The organism is Xanthomonas fragariae (genome assembly GCF_017603965.1).
Taxonomy (GTDB): domain Bacteria; phylum Pseudomonadota; class Gammaproteobacteria; order Xanthomonadales; family Xanthomonadaceae; genus Xanthomonas; species Xanthomonas fragariae_A.
Genome location: NZ_CP071955.1, coordinates 169560 through 184252 on the forward strand (window position 1 = coordinate 169560; position 14693 = coordinate 184252).

Here is a 14693-nt window from a genome sequence, read left to right on the forward strand (position 1 = left end):
CCGGAAAGGGTGGCTGGAACAAGGGGCTCCAAAACGGCCTGACGATTGTAGCAGCCGCTATTTACATGCCCGGTGACGTGCACACAGCTGACCTGACTGGCGTACGCCTGTATGCGCCGAGCTCTATCAGGGCGCGTTGGGGGGCTGCTTTCCAACGGTAGCCGGCAATACCGTGCCATCGTCGGGAACGACGGGCTGGGACCTGCTGCGTTCCGATCCGGCCGACAAAGCGTTGCAGCAGTGGGCCAAGCTGGCCAACGGTCGTCCGGCCGCGTCGGCATGGTTGCCGACCACCGCGGCGTTGGCGCTATGGCGTGCCGGGCGCAACCAGGAGGCGGTCGAGGTGGTACGCCGCCGCCGTGCGTACCTGGCCGGACTGCTGGAGCAGCCCCGCCAACTATGCCGGCCTGCTGCCCGACTGGCGGGAGGCAGAGCGCGCCAGTCTGGCCGAGGTCTTTGTGGCCTGGCAGGCCAACCCACCGGCGTTTCCGTAAGTCGGCATCGCGCTGCCGGAAAACCGCCGCAGCGCGATGCCGTGCATCAGCCGATTCTGCGACGGCCATCTGCACGGGTGGCTGCGTTTGCATGGACACGGCCTGCGCAAAGTGCGCGGGGCTTCATGAGCCAGCACTACAGGCGTTGTTCGTGGCCGATCGCTTCATATCGCGCGCGCCCATCCCCACGCGCGCCGCGTTTCAACAAGGATCGCTGCGCGGCATGGCGTGCCGACGCCCTTGCCCGCGCACCAACATGGAACACGCCGCAAGCACGTTCCTGCTGGCTTTTTGGCGGCGTCCATGCTGCCAAAGGTGTCGCGACGGTGGGCGGACAAGGATCTTGGAAATGGTCGGTGTGCAGGGGTGCGACATGGGCATGCGTCGATCCGGCTGCAGACCCACCATGCTGCGGCATCCGCTCAGGCACGCTAGCCAGGCCAGCGCGCCGCGGATACGGTCCCGCCCCCTACTATGCGATCCTGCGCATCGCTTTCCGACAGACATGACCACACCATGGCGGTGGATGCCTTTTCGTTGATTCTGGCGATGTTGGGATTGGGCCTGCTATTCGCCCGCCTGCGGTTATTGCCGGACAACAGCGCCGAGGTGCTTAACCGCGTCGTGTTGTACATCTGCTTACCGGCCTCGGTGCTGACCTATGTGCCGCGCCTGCACCTGGAAGCCTCGCTGGGTGGGGTCATCGCCACACCCTGGCTGCTCACCGCGATCATCGTGCCCTTGCTGTGGGGCTGCAGCCGCCTGTTCGGCTTCCGGCGCGAGGAATACGCCGCGTTATTGATGTGCGTGGTGTTTACCAACTCCAGCTTCATCGGGTTTCCGATGGTACGTGCGCTGATCGGCGACCAGGCCCTGCCGTATGCGGTGGTCTACGACCAGTTCGGCACCTTCGTGCTGTTGTCCACCTTCGGGTTGTATGTGCTGGCCCGTTACAGTGGCGACACCCCACCAACCGCCAGGCTGATCCTGCTGCGGGTGCTGCGTTTCCCGCCGCTCTGGGCGCTGCTGTTCGCACTGACCCTGATGCCGGAGCGGCCGCCGGCCTGGATCGGCTCCGGGCTCAAGGGCCTGGCCGATGCGATGCTGCCGCTGGTGATGCTGGCGGTGGGTTTCTCGCTGCAACTGCGCCTGCCTGCGGACGAGCTCAAACCGCTGGCGGTGGGCCTGGTGTTCAAGCTGATGGTAATGCCGATCCTGGCATTGCCGCTGTCTTGGGCGCTTGGCCTGCACGGGCAGATGCTGCAGACCAACGTGCTCGAATCGGCCATGCCCACCATGATCACCGCCGCCGCGCTGGCCATTTCGCATCGGCTGGCACCGCGCCTTGCCGCGGCCATGGTCGGCTACAGCATCCTGCTATCGTTGCTGACCTTGCCCGCGTGGGCCTGGTTGCTTGCACGGCTGGTGGCGTAATGCGTTGTTGTTGACGCACGCGCTGCGGTATCGACTAAGAGCGGCACGGCGATCGAGCCGCAGCCTGATCTGCATGCACGACGCCAGCCGATCGCAGTTGCAATGGTGCACTGCGATGACAACAACGGCGATGCAACACTTGGCAACCACACATACGCCGCACAAGGATCTTCGGCCATCGACCACACGCGCCCGATGCTCGCGCCAGCGCTCTGCCATCGCGTTTAACGCGTTTCGACTACTTCCTCACCTGGTCGCGGTGTACGCTGCCGGCTTGCTCCCGGAAGCGAGGCGTGCATGAAGACAGTCCTGGTGGCCGCCTCCAAAGGCGGCGTCGGCAAGACCACGATCGCCACCAATCTGGCCGCACATGCGGCATTGCAAGGCCAGCGCACCGTGCTGGCAGATGCCGATCCGCAAGGCTCGTCCACGCGTTGGGCACAACGCCGCGCCAGCCTGGAAAGTGCGGTGCTGCCGATCGACGCCACCCGTCGCCGCAACTGGCAAGCCGCCGTTCCCGATGGCACCGACAAGCTGATCATCGACGCCCCGGCCGGGGCGATGGCCGACGACCTGAGCGGATTTCTGGACCATGTCGATGCCATCGTGGTGCCGGTGCTGTCCTCGGCGCTGGATATCGAAGCGGTGGTCGGCTTCCTCAATACGTTGGCCAAAGTGGCGCGCGTGCACCAGCGCAAATTGCCTGTGGGCCTGGTTCTCAACCGCGCCCGTTACTGGACCCAGACCTCGCAGCAGGCGGCCGAGATGATCGGCGCCTGGCCGTACCCGCTGGTGACCCAACTGCGCGACACCCAAGCCTATGTGGTCATGGCCGGGCTGGGGCGCAGCTTGTTCGACTACCGCTCGGCGCAGGTGCGCGACCATCAACAGGACTGGGAGCCACTGTTCAAGTGGCTCAAGAAGGCCTAACCGGAACGTTCCTATGCGCGAATTGATCCTGTTGCGACACGCCCATGCCGAGCCGGCCGATACCGGTCAAGCCGATTTCGATCGCCCGCTGTCCCCGCATGGCATCGCCGAGGCCGAAGCGGCCGGGCGTTGGCTATGCGAGCAGCGTCTGGTGCCCGACCGCGTCCTGTGTTCGCCGGCCAGGCGCGCTCGCGAGACGCTGGAAGCGGTGCTGGAGCTCACCGGCTACATCGAACAACAGCTGGACGAACGCATTTACGAAGCCACTCCGGGCGCCCTGGCCAGCCTCATGGACGAACACCGCGAGGCCGAGCGCCTGCTGCTGGTCGGCCACAACCCGGGCCTGGAGCGGCTGGCGGCATTGATGCACAGTGGCCAGACCGGCGATTACCGCGGCATGCCGACTGCGTCGATCGCATTGCTTGCACTGCCGCTGGACGCGACCATCGAGCCAGGTATCGCCCGCCTGACTGCCTTCTGGTGGCCTTGATCGGTGTCAACGTCGCTGCGCTGGTACGCCTGGCTCGCGCTCTGGGTCGTATTCCCGTGCGTGGCGCAGCAAAAGGTGCACTCCATCGACCCAGTGCAATCGCGCTTCGGGTTCGAGATCAGGACGCGCTTCGGCATGAAGATCGAGGGGTTCTTTCCGCGTTTTCGCGGTGAAGTGTTGGAGTTGCCCGACGGACGCCAGCAGGTGCGCTTCCGCCTGGATGCCACGCAGGTGGAAATCCCCGGCAAGTACCGCTACACGAGTTGGATGCGTGGCGAGGATTTTTTCGACGTTACCCAGTACCCGGTGGTGGAATTCGACTCGCTTCCCTATACCGATGAGGTGGCCAAGCATGGCGGCGACATCACCGGCAACCTGACCATTCGCGGAATCACCCATGTCGAGACCTTGCATGTGGCGCCAGCTGAATGCGCGCGGCCGGGCTATGATTGCGATGTGATCAGCCGAGGTACGGTCCTGCGTGGACGTTACGGAATGAATGCGTGGGAGATGGCCCTGGGCGACAGGGTGACGTTCATTTTGCGCGGGCGACTGCAGGAGGCGCGGCGCCCGTGAGGTTTGTGTTGAGGATTCTTGTGCTGGCAACGCTGTTGCTCGGCACCGGATGCGCCGGCCTATCGCGAATCGAACGCAACCGTGCTGCCGGCGTTGCCGCTGCGGCGCGCAGCACCGCGGTCAACTGCACCCAGGCCAATCGCTGCGCGCAGCCGTCACCATTGCGCGCGCTGGGCGGCGAAGCCATCACCGCCTCCACGCCGGCTGCGCCGCGGCACTACGCCACTATCGTCGACCACGGGGAGGAATCGCTGGTCGCCCGGCTCAATCTGATCCGCAGCGCCACCCGCAGCGTCGATTTGCAGACCTATATATTCGACAAGGACGACAGCGCGCGCATGGTGCTGGACGCGCTGATCGATGCAGCGCAGCGCGGTGTCAAGGTGCGCATCCTGATCGACCAGCTGTCGGCGATCGCCGATCTGCAGATTCTTGGTGCGCTCTCCAGCACCCACGAAAACCTGCAACTGCGTATCTATAACCCCACCTTCGGCAAGGTCAAACTCAATTACTTCGACTACGCCAGCAGCGTGGTGTGCTGTTTCCGTCGTTTCAACCAGCGCATGCACAACAAGCTGCTGGTGGTGGACGACGTGCTCGGCATGGTCGGTGGGCGCAATTACCAAGACGACTATTTCGACTGGGACAGCGAATACAACTTCCGCGACCGCGACGTGATTCTGGCCGGCCCGGAAGTGCGCGCGATGGCGATCAATTTCGACGCGTTCTGGCGCGCCAGGCGCAGCGTACCGGCCGAGCGTCTGAACGATGTGGGGCGTCTGCTGTTGGAGCAGGGAGCACCGAAGATGCCGCCAGCCAACTTTCGCCGGCCCGACCGGGTGGCGCGGGTGGACCGCGAAGCACACGACCCGCAATTCGTGCGCGATGCCTTTGTGACCCCGGCCATGCCGGTGCAAGGCGTGCTGTATGCGGCCGATCTACCGCAAAAACACCGCAAGGAACACGCGGGCAGGGCGGTGTCCACGGCGCCGGAACTGGATAGCCTGATCGCCGGCGCGCAGCAGGAAGTGTTGCTGCAAACGCCCTACCTGGTGTTGTCCGATGAGGCGCAGGCAATCTTCCGCGATCTGCGCCGGCACCCGCAGCCTCCGCGCATCGTGGTGTCGACCAATAGCCTGGCTGCCACCGACAACCCGATCGTGTATGCGCTGTCGTACAAGTTCAAACGCCGCAACATGCGCCAGTTGGGCTTCAACGTGTACGAATTCAAGCCGTTCCCGCTGGATGCCCCGGTGGACTACGCCAGCCTGGTGCCGGATCAGCTCAATCCGGAGCCCGAACCTGCCAGCGACGACAGTCGCGCCAATCGCGTGATCGGCGGCAGCGCGGCCGGCAATGCGATGCGTGGCAGCAGCGGTGGCGGCGATGGCGATGGAATAACCGGTAATGCGATTCGCGGCAGCGGCGCTGGCCGCGCGCCCGGCGGGAGCAAGGTCGATCGACGTGTGCTGCGGACCGAAACGCGGCCCTCGTTCCTGGGCACGCGCGCAGTCAACAAACCGCTGCCGGTGACACGCGCCGGTGCACGTATGGGCTTGCACGCCAAATCGCTGGTGGTGGACCGCCGCATCGGCGTGATCGGTACGCACAACTTCGATCCGCGCAGCGAAAACTACAACACCGAGGCGGCGGTGGTGATCGACGATGCACGCTTTGCGCAGGCGCTGGCCGCCAGCATCGAGCGCGACATCTCCCCGGAAAACGCCTGGACGGTGGCCTCACGCGAAAAATCGCCGGTGCTGAGCGGATTGAACGACGGCGTCGGCAAAGTGTCCGAAGCCTTGCCGGTGCTGGACGTCTGGCCCTGGCGCTACGCCACAAATTACGAGTTCCAGCCCGGCCCCAATTGCCCGTTCCCGCTCAAACGTCAGGACCCGCAATTTCGGCAATGCTACGTGGCGGTAGGCGACTTCCCGGAGGTCAACGTCGGCCCGAAATGGTTGCTGGTAAGGATGCTTACCGCCTTCGGCGCCGGGTTGGTGCCAATTCTTTGATTGAGGTGGTCGTTCGGTAGTTGGAAGGTTGGCCGAGCTGCAAGCGTGGCCTGGTGCACGCAGTGATAGCTGTACTGTCACATCTGCTGTGCAATGACATGCCCCACCAGCACACAGCCCATCAGCACTGGTTGTAGCAGTAAGAGCGGCTAATAAAACGACTGCGCTCACCGCCAGGCGGGTGCGACCGGTGCTCGGAATCGGCATCTACCACGCGTACACTCCGGTTCCTGCGCGCCGTCCGCACCCACCTGACGACTGCTCGCTACGTGTTGTTAGCCCCTCTAAGTCGGATCAACCAAAAGCAGTTAGCAGCAGTTGAACCGGCCCCCCTCGGCCGCAGACGTGCAGACGTTGTCGCGATTCCCAATCCCAATCCCAATCCCAGCCTATGACCTTCCGCGAACCAGTCGATCTAGCAGCCCTCAACGCCTTCAGCCGCGACACCTTGATCGAACATCTGGGGATCGTGTTCACCGAGGCCGGTGACGATTGGCTACGCGCCACCATGCCGGTGGATGCGCGCACCAGACAGCCGTATGGCCTGCTGCACGGCGGTGCCTCGGTAGTGCTGGCCGAAACCCTGGGCAGCAGCGCTGGCAACCTGTGCGTGGATATGACAACCCATATGTGCGTCGGGCTGGAGATCAACGCCAACCATCTGCGCGCCGCCTACCAGGACTTGGTCACCGGCACTGCGCGTGCGGTGCATGTGGGGCGCAGCACGCAGGTGTGGGATATCACCATCGAAAACCCTGCCGGCAAGCGCGTATGCGTCTCGCGGCTGACCCTGGCGGTGGTTCCACGCACCAATGGTTGAGTCCGCTCGGCAACCGTATGCGTGCAACAGCGCCATCCGCTGCCGGCACTGCGCAGCGGCCAAGCTGCTGTCAAAATAGTTGTTGCGCCTCTTTCCCCTGTTTACCGGTCCCGTTCGTCGAATGAGCGAGTCATCCCTTGAAGCTACGCGTGACGCTGGCGGTGCGTGGCGTTGGTTCCGGTACCTGTATCGGGTGCCGTTGCTACTGTTGCACTTAAGTATCTGCTTGCCGATCACCATGCTGTGCGTGGTGGTTCCGGCGCTGGCGCGCATCCGCACCGGGCGCGACGACACCCTGGACGAGTGGATGATTCGCTGGTGGCAGAGCAATCTGATGCGCATCTTCGGGTTTCGTCCGCGTCACTTCGGTACCCCGCTACCGGGCGCGGCCCTGTTCGTGGCCAATCACGTCAGCTGGATCGACATCTCGATGCTGCACAGCCAGCGCGTGATGGGCTTTGTGGCCAAGCGCGAAATCGCCGGCTGGCCGCTGATAGGCTGGCTGGCGGCCAAGGGCCAGACCATCTTCCATCAACGCGGCAATACCGAATCGCTGGGCTGTGTGCTGCAGGAGATGCGCGCGCGGCTGCAAAGCGGCAAGCCGGTGGGCGTGTTTCCCGAAGGGCGTACCCGCGGCGGCACCGAGGTCGGCCCGTTCCATGCGCGCATCTTTCAAGCCGCGGTCGAGTCCGGCGTACCGGTGCAGCCGGTGGCGCTGCGTTACGGCGTGCGTGGCAATGCGCAGGCGGTGGTCGCGTTCGGTGAACGCGAGAGTTTCTTCGCCAATATCGTGCGCGTGCTCGGCGAGCCGTCGCGGCTGGCCGAAGTGCATTTTCTGGAACCGATCCGCCGGTTCGATATCGAAGGACGTCGCCGCCTGGCCGACACTTCGCGTCAACGCATCATCGCTGCGATGGCGTCCTGAGCCGACGATGCAAACGCGTATCGCTGCTGCGGCCAGCACCACCCTCTCTGGGCCGATGAGCGCATGAACGCCTCCGACTACCTGCCGCCGCGCTGGCTGCGCAACCCGCATGTGCAATCGGTGCTGGGCAGCAGCGCGTTGCGCCGGATCCGCAGCCGTCAGTTGCTGGCTGCCAGCGGTGCGACCACCAGCGAACATATTCTCGATGGCGGCGACGGTGTGCGCCTGCAGGGCTGGATGAGCGTTCCACCTGGCCAGACACCCCTGCGCGGCACCGTGTTGTTGCTGCACGGATGGGAAGGCAGCGCCGATTCCAATTACATGCGCCTGACCGCCGCGTGCCTGCTCGGCTTGGGCTATCAGGTGTTCCGGCTGAATTTTCGCGATCACGGCGGCACCCATCACCTCAACGTGGACCTGTTCCACTCCGATCGCATCGAAGAAGTGGTCAACGCTGCGGGCGATCTGTGGCGGCGTTTTCCCGCGCCGCAGTTGCTGGCCGCGGGCTACTCGCTAGGTGGCAATTTCGCGTTGCGGCTTGCGCTGCGCGCGCCGGCCGCCGGCTTGCCACTGGCGCGCGTGGCAGCGGTGTGCCCGCTGCTGGATCCGGCGGCGACAATGCTGCAACTGGAAAAAGGCCCGCAGTTTTACGACTGGTATTTCCGTCGTAAATGGCGCGAATCGTTGCTGCGCAAGCGCAAGCTGTTCCCCGATCAACACGGCTACGACGACGCTACCCTGGCGCTGGACCTGCGCGGGCTGATGGCCTGGCTGGCCGAACAGCACACTGGTCATGGCTCGCTGGAAGCGTATTTCGACAGCTATTCGATCACCGGCGAACGCCTGGCCAACGTGCAGGTGCCGGTCGACATCCTGATGGCCGAAGACGACCCGGTGATTCCGTTCGCCGATTTCGCCGCCTGGCATTTGCCCGCGCACGCACAGCTGGAAATCGCGCGCTGGGGCGGTCATTGCGGCTTTCTGGAAAACGCCCGCGGCGACGGCTTCGCCGAGCGTTGGGTGGCTGAGCGACTGACGGCACACAGCTTGAGAGTGGCTGACAATACGTAGCGATCAGTCGCCAGGTGCGTGCGGGCGGCGCGGAGCAACCGCAGTGTACGAATGAGACATGCCGTTCCGGGCACCGGTCGCGCCCGCCTGGCGGAGCGTGCGGTCGTTTTGTCAGCCGCGCTAAGCCGGCGCCGCGCCTCGTTACAATAGGCGTTTGTCCTGGATACGCCGCCGTCATGCAAGACGCCATTCTTCAAGCCTTGCGCCGCAATGCGGCCGACGATGCGGTGGCGCTGGCACGCGAATGGGCGACGACTGCGCCGCACACCGCCGCCGCGCATTGCTGGCTCGGGCTTGCCCTGCAGCAGCAAGGTCAGCCGACACTGGCGCTGGCCAGCCTCGACACCGCACTGACGCTGACGCCTGAAGATGCCGACCTGCATCTTCTGCGCGCCGGCGTGTTGCTGGACGCGCGCGATCTGTCCGCCGCCGATGCCGCGCTGTTGCGCACCACCGCGCTGGACCCCAACCAGTTCAACGCCTACGTGATGCAGGCACATCTGGCGGTGGCGCGCGGTGATCTGGACGAGGCCGAACGGCTGAGCCGCACCGCCGCGCGCCTGGCGCCGGAGCATCCGCAGTTGCTGGCCGTCGATGGCCTGGTGGAAATGCGCCGCGGGCAAAGCGACCGTGCGCTGTCGCTGCTCACGCGCGCCGCCGAGCAGTTGCCGGACGATGCGCGGGTATTGCTTTCGCTGGGCTTTGCGTATCTGCACAAAGAACACTTTGCATTTGCCGAGCGCGCCTTCGAGCGGGTGATCGAACTCACACCCCCCGGTACAGCACTGCGCGCATTCATTGCGCAGCTCGCCCAGCGCCAAGGGCGTCTGGACGATGCGCTATCGGCGATGCATGGCGTGCTCGCTCAGCCCGACGGCGACATTCCGGCCATGCGCCGGCTCGCCGGCGAGATGGAATTGCACGCCGGGCGTCCTGATCAGGCCGCCGCGCATTTGCGTCTGGCGCTGGCGCATTGGCCGGCCGACCGGCGCACGTTGCACGCCTTGCTCACCGCCTGGGAGCGTTTGGGCGCGCTGGACGAGGCGCGCGACACCCTGGACGCGGCGCTGGCCACCTCGGCCAATGCACACGACCTATGGCTTGCGCGCCTGGCGGTGGAGTCGGTCGGCGGGCTGCAGGCACAGGTGGTGATCGAGCGCTGGCTGCTGGCCATGCCTGAGCATCTGCCGGCGCTGGAAGCGCTGATGCGCGTGCACGACATGCAAGGTCACGCCGACGCAGCAGAGATGGTGGCGCGCCAGATCGTGGCGGTGGAACCGGGCCGCATCAGCGGGGAGCAGCGCATCGTCGAAGCCTTGCTGGAACGCGACCCGCCGGCGGCGATCGCCTGCGTGCAATCCTTGATCGACTCGCTGCCCGAGCCTCGGCAGACCTTGTTGCGGCCGTGGCTGGGCAATGTGCAGGATCGCGCCGACCAGCCCGATGCCGCATTGGCGACCTGGATGCAGTTCCAGCGCGAACAGGCCCAGCACCGTCTGCCGTTGCCGCCGCAGGCCGCCAAGCAACCGATGCAATGGCCGGCGTTGGGCACCATTCCCGACACCGTCACTGCCCGTCCGCTGTTCGTCTGGGGCACGCCCGGCTCGCATGTTGAATGCCTGATCGCAGTGATGGGCGCAGCTACCCCGCTGGTGCGCGGCGACCGCTACGGCACCACGCCGCCGTCCGACGCACTGCAGAGCTATCGCACCGTCGAGCAACTGGCTTCCGGCCAATTGGCACCGATGGCGTTGGTGGAAGGCTGGAAGGCGCAGCTGCCGCGGCGCGGCATCGACGACGGCAACGTTATCGACTGGCTGCTGTGGTGGGACAACACCTTGCTCACCGCGCTGCGCCCGCATCTGCCCGAAGGCCGGCTGGCGATTGCGCTGCGCGACCCGCGCGACATGCTGCTGGACTGGCTGTCGGCCGGCGCGCCCGCGCCACTGGCCGTCCAGTCGCCGCAGCAGGCCACCGATTGGTTGCTGGCTGCGCTGGAACAACTTGCCGTGCTACACGAACGCGATCTGTATTCCCACCGCATCATCCGGCTGGATGGCATCGAGAGCGACCCGCAGGGGATTTCCAGCGCGCTGGAGCAGGCCTTCGGCCTGAGTTTTCCGCTGGTCGAACCGCGCGGCCCGGCGCGGTTGGCCTCGGGCCGGTGGCGCAACTACCGTGGTGTGCTGGGCGCGCAGTTCGATCTGCTCACCTCGATGGCGGTGCGCTTCGGTTACCCGCAGGAGTGAGCCGGCAGCAATAAACCCGGTCGCGCGCACCAAAGGGTTCCATTGCGATGGCATCCTCGCCGCTGACGCAATGCGCACAACACATCACACTTGCGATCGAAGTCCTATTTCCCAGACATGCTGAAACCACCAGCAGTCGTGCGTTTGCGTCCAGCAACGATCCAACTGCTATTCACGGATCGTCCCGACGCCCACTTGCAGATGATCACAGCACGCGAGATGTTCGATCGCTAACCATTGGCTTCACTAACCATTGGCTTCAATCATCTGGTCAAGCACATACACCGGCGCGCCGTCTGCGCCCGTATCCGCGGGGTACCGCGTCACCCGCAGCAAGGTGCGGATGCTGGCGTCGTGCTCGAAGCCTTCGATCTGGCCGTCGAAGGTGTGCCAAGCCGTTGATACCGGTGCCTCGGCCTGCGCGCCGGATCTTGCTCGCGCAGTTGCAGGTATTGGCGCGACGGGTCGGAAGCGCGCGGCACGGTGTCGGCGGCCACTTGGATCAGGGCAGCGTCTAGCCAGGCCCGTCATCGCGCGAGTGTGCTGTGGCGACGCCGCCGAAGACCAAGTGGGTGCCGTCGCTGCGGGTCAGGGTCAGCCTGGACATGGCCTGCGCGTTGTCTAGCACCACCGCGAAGCGGCCGCACAGCAACTCGCTCGCCGCGCGCTCCTGCGCCATCCGTCGCGACTGCGCGCACAGGCGCTTGCTCGGCACCACTCGGCTGATCTGCAACTGCGTCTCGGTAACACTGTAATTGGCGCCCAGCGCATTGCAGGTCTGGCTGACCTGTATACGTAGATCGCTGAAATCCAGCTGCAAGGGCGGTGTGCCATCGACGAACAGGCTGCGCAAGGCAGTCCCATGCGCATCACTGGCCTGCTGCAACTGCCAGTGCTGCGCTTGCAAGACAGCCCGCAGCGGGGCGTTGTCGGCAGCAGGCGCGCTCACCGAGGCCGACTCGGTGGCAGCGGCGTGGGAGCCGGGCACTGCGCTCGACCCGCAGGCCGTCACGCCCGCCGCCAGCAGTGCAGGGGCGAAGAACACGGCACGCATGGGCGGCTCCCGGTGATCGATGCGTCAGTGATACCGCCACCATGCGCCCAGGGCAATGACGCGCTTCACTGCCTGGGCGGATGTCATGCACGCCCTTGCCGCAATGTGCATGACACGCGTCTGCGGTTGTGGTCTCACGCCACAGCCGGCAACCACAACAGCAAGGCGACGCCGAGCACGATGCGGTAGATCGCAAACACTGTGAAGCGGTGCTTCTTGATGTAGCCCAGCAGCCACTTCACCACCACAAAACCGGTGATGGTTGCCGCCAAAAAGGCCACTGCCACGTCGGCCCAATTCTCAGCGCCGAAGCCGCCTTCCTTGTACATCTCCAGCAGCGCGTAACCGCTGGCCGCGAACATGGTCGGAATGCCCACCATGAACACGAAATCCGCTGCGGCCGAGCGCTTGCTCAGGCCCAGCAGCATGGCCAGGAAGATCGCTGACGCCGAGCGCGAGGTACCTGGAAATACGCCGGCCACCACCTGCGCCAGACCGACGGCGATGGCCACTTTCCAGGTCACCACATCGCGCTCGGGCAGCTTGCCGGCAAAATGTTCGGCCACCAGCATCCACAGGCCGCCGATCAGCAACGCCCACGCCACCGGGTGTACGGTTTCCGGCAGCTGCCAACCGGCTTTGCGCACGATCAGCCCAACCACCGCAGTGACCATGAAGGCCGTACCGATCTTAAGCACGTAATCGCGATTTTCGCGCTCGCCCAGGCCGGTGGCCAGGGTCCACAGCTTCTGCCGCAGCGCCAGGCAGATGGCCAGGATCGCACCGGCCTGGATAACGATATTGAAGAAGTCAGAACGGCGTCCGAGCCCGAGCAATTGTGGGTGTTCGGCGATCAACAGGTGGCCGGTGCTGGAGATCGGCAGGAATTCGGTAAGACCTTCGAGAATGCCCAACAGCAGGGCGGAAATCAGATCGGACATCGGACTGGAGAGGAGATGGGGGAGGGGTCAGGATAGTGCATTGCGGCATGCCCCATATCAGTGCAAAATGCAATCCGCTAGCACCAATACAGTGCTATCTATGTGTGAGCGGTCTCGAGCGATGCATGCAAAATCAAAGGCTTGTGAAATTCAAAAGCTTGGCATGGTCCCTGCTGTAATTTCCGCTCACGAGCCACTCCAACTCCTGCCGAGGTTTCTTCCGATGTCCGTGGAAAATGTTGAAAAGCTGATCAAGGACAATAAGGTCGAGTTTGTCGACCTGCGCTTCGTCGATATGCGTGGTGTACAGCAGCACATCACCTTCCCGGCAAACATCATCGAGCCGGCGCTGTTTGAAGAAGGCAAAATGTTCGACGGCAGCTCGATCGCGGGTTGGAAGGGCATCAACGAGTCGGACATGGTCCTGCTCCCGGACGCAGCCACGGCGTATCTGGATCCGTTCTTCGCCGATCCGACCATCGTGCTGACCTGCGACATTCTCGATCCGGCCACCATGCAAAGCTATGAGCGCGATCCGCGCGGGATCGCCAAGCGTGCCGAGGCCTATCTGAAGTCGTCGGGCACCGCCGACCAGGCTTTCTTCGGCCCGGAGCCGGAATTTTTCATCTTCGATTCGGTCCGCTTCGCCAACGAAATGGGGCATACCTTCTTCCAGGTCGGTTCGGAAGAGGCCGCTTGGAACACCGGTGCCAAGTACGACGGCAGCAACAGCGGCTACCGTCCGGGCGTCAAGGGGGGTTACTTCCCGGTTCCGCCGACCGACACGCTGCACGACCTGCGCGCGGAAATGATCAAGACGCTGGAACAGGTCGGCATTGAGACCGAAGTGCACCACCATGAAGTGGCCACCGCCGGCCAGTGCGAGATCGGCACCAAGTTCAGCTCGCTGGTGCAGAAAGCCGACGAACTGCTGACGATGAAGTACATCATCAAGAACGTTGCCTACCGTAACGGCAAGACCGCCACCTTCATGCCCAAGCCGATCGTCGGCGACAACGGCTCGGGCATGCACGTGCACCAGTCGCTTGCCAAGGGTGGCACCAACCTGTTCTCCGGTGACGGTTACGGCGGCCTGTCGCAGATGGCGCTGTGGTATATCGGCGGCATCTTCAAGCACGCCCGCGCGATCAACGCGTTCGCCAACTCCGGCACCAACAGCTACAAACGTCTGGTGCCGGGCTTCGAAGCACCGGTGATGCTGGCTTATTCGGCCCGTAACCGCTCTGCCTCGTGCCGCATTCCGTGGGTCACCAACCCCAAGGCGCGCCGCATCGAAATGCGCTTCCCCGATCCGTTGCAGTCCGGCTATCTGACCTTCACCGCGCTGATGATGGCCGGCCTGGACGGCATCAAGAACCAGATCGACCCGGGCGCGCCCAGCGACAAGGATCTGTACGACCTGCCGCCGGAAGAAGAGAAGCTGATCCCGCAGGTCTGCTCCAGCCTTGACCAGGCGCTGGAAGCGCTGGACAAGGATCGCGAGTTCCTCAAGGCCGGCGGCGTGATGAGCGACGACTTCATTGACGGCTATATCGCGCTGAAGATGCAGGAGGTCACCAAGTTCCGTGCTGCGACCCACCCGTTGGAGTACCAGCTGTACTACGGCAACTGAGTTCCACCGCGGTGATGGCGGAGGCCCCCCTCCCACCTCCGCCATCGCCGCACATGATCGA

At 64.5% G+C, this 14693-nt stretch carries 10 protein-coding genes, 2 other RNA genes and 3 pseudogenes; 12 read left to right on the forward strand and 3 right to left on the reverse strand.

Annotated features, from left to right (window positions below):
- Positions 1–100 precede the first annotated feature (100 nt).
- From J5I97_RS00755 to J5I97_RS00800, 10 genes and pseudogenes are all read left to right on the forward strand, one after another.
- A pseudogene (locus tag J5I97_RS00755) lies at positions 101–494 on the forward strand (tetratricopeptide repeat protein); the annotation flags it as partial.
- Between the two features lie 516 nt (positions 495–1010).
- Positions 1011–1928 (forward strand): AEC family transporter, encoded by a 918-nt coding sequence (locus J5I97_RS00760; RefSeq protein WP_208588395.1) that lies wholly within the window; start codon positions 1011–1013, stop codon positions 1926–1928.
- A gap of 297 nt (positions 1929–2225) precedes the next feature.
- On the forward strand, positions 2226–2858 hold the full coding sequence (locus J5I97_RS00765; RefSeq protein ID WP_208588397.1) for a ParA family protein: 633 nt from the start codon (positions 2226–2228) through the stop codon (positions 2856–2858).
- A 13-nt stretch (positions 2859–2871) separates the two neighbouring features.
- The gene (locus J5I97_RS00770; RefSeq protein WP_208588399.1) at positions 2872–3348 is read left to right on the forward strand and encodes a SixA phosphatase family protein; all 477 of its coding nucleotides are present in this window, start codon (positions 2872–2874) and stop codon (positions 3346–3348) included.
- Positions 3349–3351: 3 nt separating this feature from the next.
- On the forward strand, positions 3352–3924 hold the full coding sequence (locus tag J5I97_RS00775; RefSeq protein WP_208588401.1) for a YceI family protein: 573 nt from the start codon (positions 3352–3354) through the stop codon (positions 3922–3924).
- Positions 3921–5939, forward strand: coding sequence for a phospholipase D family protein (locus tag J5I97_RS00780; RefSeq protein ID WP_208588402.1), 2019 nt, complete (start codon positions 3921–3923; stop codon positions 5937–5939). The genes J5I97_RS00775 and J5I97_RS00780 overlap by 4 nt, the downstream gene beginning before the upstream one ends.
- Positions 5940–6144: 205 nt before the next feature.
- A non-coding RNA gene (locus J5I97_RS00785) (sX9 sRNA) lies at positions 6145–6220 on the forward strand.
- A gap of 110 nt (positions 6221–6330) precedes the next feature.
- Positions 6331–6759: a hotdog fold thioesterase gene (locus J5I97_RS00790; RefSeq protein WP_208588403.1), complete on the forward strand. Its 429-nt coding sequence runs from the start codon at positions 6331–6333 to the stop codon at positions 6757–6759.
- A gap of 121 nt (positions 6760–6880) precedes the next feature.
- Positions 6881–7684: a lysophospholipid acyltransferase family protein gene (locus J5I97_RS00795; protein ID WP_208588404.1), complete on the forward strand. Its 804-nt coding sequence runs from the start codon at positions 6881–6883 to the stop codon at positions 7682–7684.
- Between the two features lie 63 nt (positions 7685–7747).
- A pseudogene (locus J5I97_RS00800) lies at positions 7748–8725 on the forward strand (YheT family hydrolase); the annotation flags it as partial.
- Between the two features lie 14 nt (positions 8726–8739).
- Here J5I97_RS00800 and J5I97_RS00805 read toward each other — a convergent pair.
- A non-coding RNA gene (locus tag J5I97_RS00805) (sX9 sRNA) lies at positions 8740–8815 on the reverse strand.
- A 116-nt stretch (positions 8816–8931) separates the two neighbouring features.
- Between J5I97_RS00805 and J5I97_RS00810 the strand changes: the two genes are divergently transcribed.
- Positions 8932–11004 (forward strand): tetratricopeptide repeat protein, encoded by a 2073-nt coding sequence (locus J5I97_RS00810; protein WP_208588405.1) that lies wholly within the window; start codon positions 8932–8934, stop codon positions 11002–11004.
- A 246-nt stretch (positions 11005–11250) separates the two neighbouring features.
- On the opposite strand, the pseudogene J5I97_RS00815 reads toward J5I97_RS00810, so the two are convergent.
- Both J5I97_RS00815 and J5I97_RS00820 read right to left on the reverse strand, forming a co-directional pair.
- A pseudogene (locus J5I97_RS00815) lies at positions 11251–12058 on the reverse strand (META domain-containing protein).
- Positions 12059–12192: 134 nt separating this feature from the next.
- Complete coding sequence (locus J5I97_RS00820; RefSeq protein WP_208588406.1) at positions 12193–12999, reverse strand: undecaprenyl-diphosphate phosphatase; 807 nt, start codon at positions 12997–12999, stop codon at positions 12193–12195.
- A 223-nt stretch (positions 13000–13222) separates the two neighbouring features.
- Here J5I97_RS00820 and glnA point away from each other — a divergent pair, with 223 nt between their 5' ends.
- Positions 13223–14632 carry a type I glutamate--ammonia ligase gene (glnA, locus tag J5I97_RS00825; RefSeq protein ID WP_208588407.1) on the forward strand — a complete coding sequence of 470 codons (1410 nt, stop codon included), beginning with the start codon at positions 13223–13225 and terminating at the stop codon, positions 14630–14632.
- The last annotated feature ends 61 nt before the right edge of the window (positions 14633–14693 follow it).

What these genes read in the sequence shown, in the direction of transcription:
- J5I97_RS00760 (WP_208588395.1), top strand. Translation starts at nt 1,011, where the DNA reads ATGGCGGTGGATGCCTTTTCGTTGATTCTGGCGATGTTGGGATTGGGC.
- J5I97_RS00765 (WP_208588397.1), top strand. Translation starts at nt 2,226, where the DNA reads ATGAAGACAGTCCTGGTGGCCGCCTCCAAAGGCGGCGTCGGCAAGACC.
- J5I97_RS00770 (WP_208588399.1), top strand. Translation starts at nt 2,872, where the DNA reads ATGCGCGAATTGATCCTGTTGCGACACGCCCATGCCGAGCCGGCCGAT.
- J5I97_RS00790 (WP_208588403.1), top strand. Translation starts at nt 6,331, where the DNA reads ATGACCTTCCGCGAACCAGTCGATCTAGCAGCCCTCAACGCCTTCAGC.
- J5I97_RS00795 (WP_208588404.1), top strand. Translation starts at nt 6,881, where the DNA reads ATGAGCGAGTCATCCCTTGAAGCTACGCGTGACGCTGGCGGTGCGTGG.
- J5I97_RS00810 (WP_208588405.1), top strand. Translation starts at nt 8,932, where the DNA reads ATGCAAGACGCCATTCTTCAAGCCTTGCGCCGCAATGCGGCCGACGAT.
- J5I97_RS00820 (WP_208588406.1), bottom strand. Translation starts at nt 12,999, where the DNA reads ATGTCCGATCTGATTTCCGCCCTGCTGTTGGGCATTCTCGAAGGTCTT.
- glnA (WP_208588407.1), top strand. Translation starts at nt 13,223, where the DNA reads ATGTCCGTGGAAAATGTTGAAAAGCTGATCAAGGACAATAAGGTCGAG.